Annotated in this window: 4 protein-coding genes; 2 read left to right on the forward strand and 2 right to left on the reverse strand. The window is 46.0% G+C overall.

Annotated elements, in window-relative coordinates; genetic code table 11:
• Window positions 1–602: ribose-5-phosphate isomerase RpiA (gene rpiA, locus B3182_RS04395; RefSeq protein ID WP_292751701.1), on the reverse strand; the 602-nt coding region annotated here is incomplete at its 3' end.
• A gap of 116 nt (window positions 603–718) precedes the next feature.
• Between rpiA and ilvA the strand changes: the two genes are divergently transcribed.
• Window positions 719–2,233: a threonine ammonia-lyase, biosynthetic gene (gene ilvA, locus B3182_RS04400; RefSeq protein ID WP_292353641.1), complete on the forward strand. Its 1,515-nt coding sequence runs from the start codon at window positions 719–721 to the stop codon at window positions 2,231–2,233.
• A gap of 84 nt (window positions 2,234–2,317) precedes the next feature.
• Here the strand turns inward: ilvA and B3182_RS04405 are convergent, their stop codons facing one another.
• Complete coding sequence (locus B3182_RS04405) at window positions 2,318–3,028, reverse strand: SIMPL domain-containing protein (RefSeq protein WP_292353642.1); 711 nt, start codon at window positions 3,026–3,028, stop codon at window positions 2,318–2,320.
• A 141-nt stretch (window positions 3,029–3,169) separates the two neighbouring features.
• On the opposite strand from B3182_RS04405, the gene pgl reads away from it, so the two are divergent.
• A complete protein-coding gene (gene pgl, locus B3182_RS04410) occupies window positions 3,170–3,880 on the forward strand; it encodes a 6-phosphogluconolactonase (RefSeq protein WP_292353643.1) in 711 nt (236 codons plus the stop codon).
• Window positions 3,881–3,936: the final 56 nt, after the last annotated feature.

A 3,936-nucleotide genomic window follows, 5' to 3' on the forward strand; every position in this document is an offset into this window, starting at 1 on the left:
TGCATTGCAAACAGGCCATTGGTCACTACACCGACAATATCGTTCAGTGTTTTTTCCAGTTTGATAGGTTCCATAATATCCAGACCATGCACATCCAGAATGACATTATGGTTATCGGTGATCACGCCTTCACGATAAACTGGCTGACCGCCCAGTTTAACGATTTCACGGGCGACATAGCTACGCGCCATCGGGATCACTTCAACCGGTAACGGGAATTTGCCCAGCACATCAACCAGTTTGGTTGCGTCAGCAATACAGACAAATTTATCAGCCACTGCTGCAATAATTTTTTCGCGGGTTAATGCACCGCCACCACCTTTAACCAGTTGCAGATTGTGGTTTGATTCATCTGCACCATCTACATATACCGCGACTTCTTTAACCTCGTTTAAATCAAAAACATGAATGCCGTAATCCTTGAGCCGTTGGGTGGAAGCATTTGAACTGGATACAGCACCTTCAATACGACCTTTAATGGTAGCTAACGCATCAATAAAGTGATTAACGGTAGAGCCGGTGCCAACACCTACGACACCATCAGTGGTAATGTATTCCAAAGCCGACCACGCAGCTTGTTTCTTCATTTCATCAGCAGTCATTGCGATTCCTTGTTAATTTGAATGGCTTGATTTTATCCGGCTAATTATAGAGATAAATGATGGTCAATGGTAACGTAGTCATCTTTGTTAACCTAACAGACTGAATCTGGAACACCATGCTCACAGGCTATGTAGAAAAAATCCTTAAAGCGCGCGTCTACGATGTCGCTATCGAAACCCCTTTGGATTTGATGCCAAGATTATCCAAGCGGCTGAATAATCAGATTCTGATTAAACGCGAAGACTTGCAGTCGGTTTTTTCCTTTAAATTGCGTGGTGCCTATAACAGGATGAGCCACTTAACCGATGCTGAGCGAAAGCAGGGGGTGGTCGCCGCTTCAGCAGGTAATCATGCGCAAGGTGTTGCGCTGGCCGCCAGCAAAATGGGTATTTCCGCCATCATTGTTATGCCGATAACTACGCCACCAATCAAAGTGGAAGCGGTACGTATGTTGGGTGCTGACATTACTTTGCATGGTAATAGTTACGATGAAGCGTTTGATTATGCCAAGCAAGTTTCTGCTGATGAGGGACGGGTGTTTATCCATCCTTATGATGATCCTCTGGTGATAGCCGGACAGGGCACCATTGCGATGGAAATCATGCGCCAGCATCCCGATCCAGTTTATGCAGTATTTATTCCGGTAGGTGGCGGCGGTTTGCTAGGCGGAATGGCGGCTTATATAAAAGCCATCTGGCCTGAAATCAAAATTATTGCAGTTGAACCTGCCGATGCTGCGAGTCTCAAAGCCGCTCTGGATGCCGGTGAAAGAGTCAAACTGGATCAGGTAGGGTTGTTTGCCGATGGAACTGCGGTCAGACAGGTTGGTGAAGAGCCATTCCGGATTGCACAAAAAACGGTTGATCATGTGGTGACGGTGGAGACCGATGAAATCTGTGCTGCGATAATGGATGTGTTTGATGATACCCGCTCAATTGCCGAGCCTTCAGGGGCGTTATCGATTGCCGGTGCCAAAAAATATATTCAGCAAAATGGTTTGTATGACAAAACCATGGTGGTTATCAACAGCGGCGCAAATATGAATTTTGATCGGCTCCGGCATGTGGCAGAACGGGCTGAAATTGGGGAACGCCGGGAAGTATTGTTTGCCGCAACCATTGACGAGCAGCCGGGTAGTTTCCAACGCTTCTGCAAGACTTTGGCGGAACGCGGAATAACCGAGTTTAATTATCGATATGCTGATAAACAGCAGGCACAGGTGTTTGTTGGGGTGCGGATGTCTGGTCGTGAAGAAGAACGACAGATTCTCTTTGAAAACCTGACTCAAGCGGGCTACCAGTGGATCGATTTTAGCGATAATGAAATGGCGAAATTACATGTTCGTTATATGGTTGGTGGCCATGCACCTCAAGCTGAAAATGAACGTCTGATTCGTTTTGAATTTCCGGAACGACCGGGGGCCTTGTTACGTTTTCTGACACATATCGGTCAGCGCTGGAATATCAGCCTGTTTCATTATCGTAATCATGGAGCAGCGTATGGCCGGGTGCTGGTTGGGATTCAAGTAGCACCTGAATTCAATGAAGAATTTCAGGCGTTCCTGGATAATCTTGGCTATGTCCACTGGTTGGAAACCGACAACCCGGCCTACGATTTGTTTTTAAAGTAAGCCTAGGGCTTGTTTATCTTTCAGAGCAACTACTGCTGGAGACGCATTTCGTCAAACGAAGCGGAAATGAAAGAACTATAAGTCTTAATCCGTTAGTGTGGTGGTATCACTGATCAATTGAATTTGGCCATGGACATCAACTGAGACTTTATTGCTGCCAGCTTCAAGTGCTACAGGTGCACTTTTGCTGCTCATATCGGCGGACATCATCATGCTGCTTTCCATGCGATGAACCGGCGCATAGCCGCTGGTATTGACTGACATATTAACCAGGCGATAACCCGGTTCATCAAATTGCTGCTGAATTAACGATGCTTTATTACGAAACTTGCTGATAGCCTGTTGCATCAGGTCGTTTTGAGTTGATTCGATTAATTCGTCGGATAATGAAAATTCCATGGATTGTACTGTGCCAAGAGATTGAATTTCACCCAATAATTCGCTCATCTGATTGAAATCGTGACTGTCTAAGCGAATTTGCTGGCTTACCTGCCAGGAGACGATTTGACTGTCTTTATACATCGGGCGGGTTTGGTAGCCGGTGGTTTGAGATTTGACCGCATCAAAATCTTTGATTTTCGCCAGTAACTGATTGCTGCGTTGATTGACCTGCTGACCCAATTTAGCCGGATCTGTGCCATTAAGCATTACCTGAATCACACTGCTTACCTTGTCATTTGCCACTTCGGTGGCGGCTGTTGCATTGAGATTGATTAGGTTAAAGTTTATTTCTGTTTCAGCTGCAGCAGACGCGGAATAAAACAACATGGCAACAATAAAAAAAGTGTTTTTCATAAAGTGATGGTTCCTGTGAGAAGTGGATTGAAGTGTTATTTGGCTTGCTGTCGGTGCAGCTTGATTGCTAAATTAGCAGGATTTGACTGACACTGTCAGCTGATTACCGCACAAAAATTATTTTTAATATTGAGGATAGACATGAAAGCTGAACAAAAAATTCTGCCTGATTCTGATACGTTGATCGAGGCTGCTGCCGAACATTTTGTGGTGACCGCCCGTTCAGCCATTGCCAAAAGAGGAGTATTTTATGTTGCGCTTGCCGGTGGTTCGACACCAAAAGGACTGTATCAGAAACTGGCGACTTCACCTTATATCGAACAGATAGATTGGGCAAGAGTGCAGATATTTTTTGGTGATGAGCGCTGTGTGCCGGCCACTCACGATGACAGCAACTTTAAAATGGCCAGACTGGCAATGCTGGATCATTTACCTATCCCGGCTGAGAATGTGCATCGCATGCCTACCGAAAGTGGCGATGCTGCTGAGGTTGCAACTCGTTATGCCAGTACCATCAAAATGGTGATGGAAGATAATCCTTTTGATCTGGTGCTCCTCGGGTTAGGGCCTGATGGTCATATTGCTTCACTGTTTCCAGATACTCCCGCACTGGACGTTACCGATACGCTGACAACCAGTCTGTTTGTGGAGAAATTTCAATCCTGGCGCGTAACATTGACCTATCCGGTAATCAACTCAGCCAGACAGGTGATTGTGTTTATCGCCGGTGAAGCGAAAGCAGATATTGTCAGAGATATTACCAGTGAGGCGGTATCCGGCTTACCGGTTCAGCGGCTCGCGCCGACAGGTGATTATTACTGGTTTATGGACCAGGCTGCTGCGGCACAATAATATGCAAACCCTGTTAGCTGCAGATATCGGCGGTACCAAAACCTTGTTGCAACTCA

Origin of the sequence: Methylophaga sp. UBA4204 (assembly GCF_002379485.1) — a bacterium.
Taxonomy (GTDB): domain Bacteria; phylum Pseudomonadota; class Gammaproteobacteria; order Nitrosococcales; family Methylophagaceae; genus Methylophaga.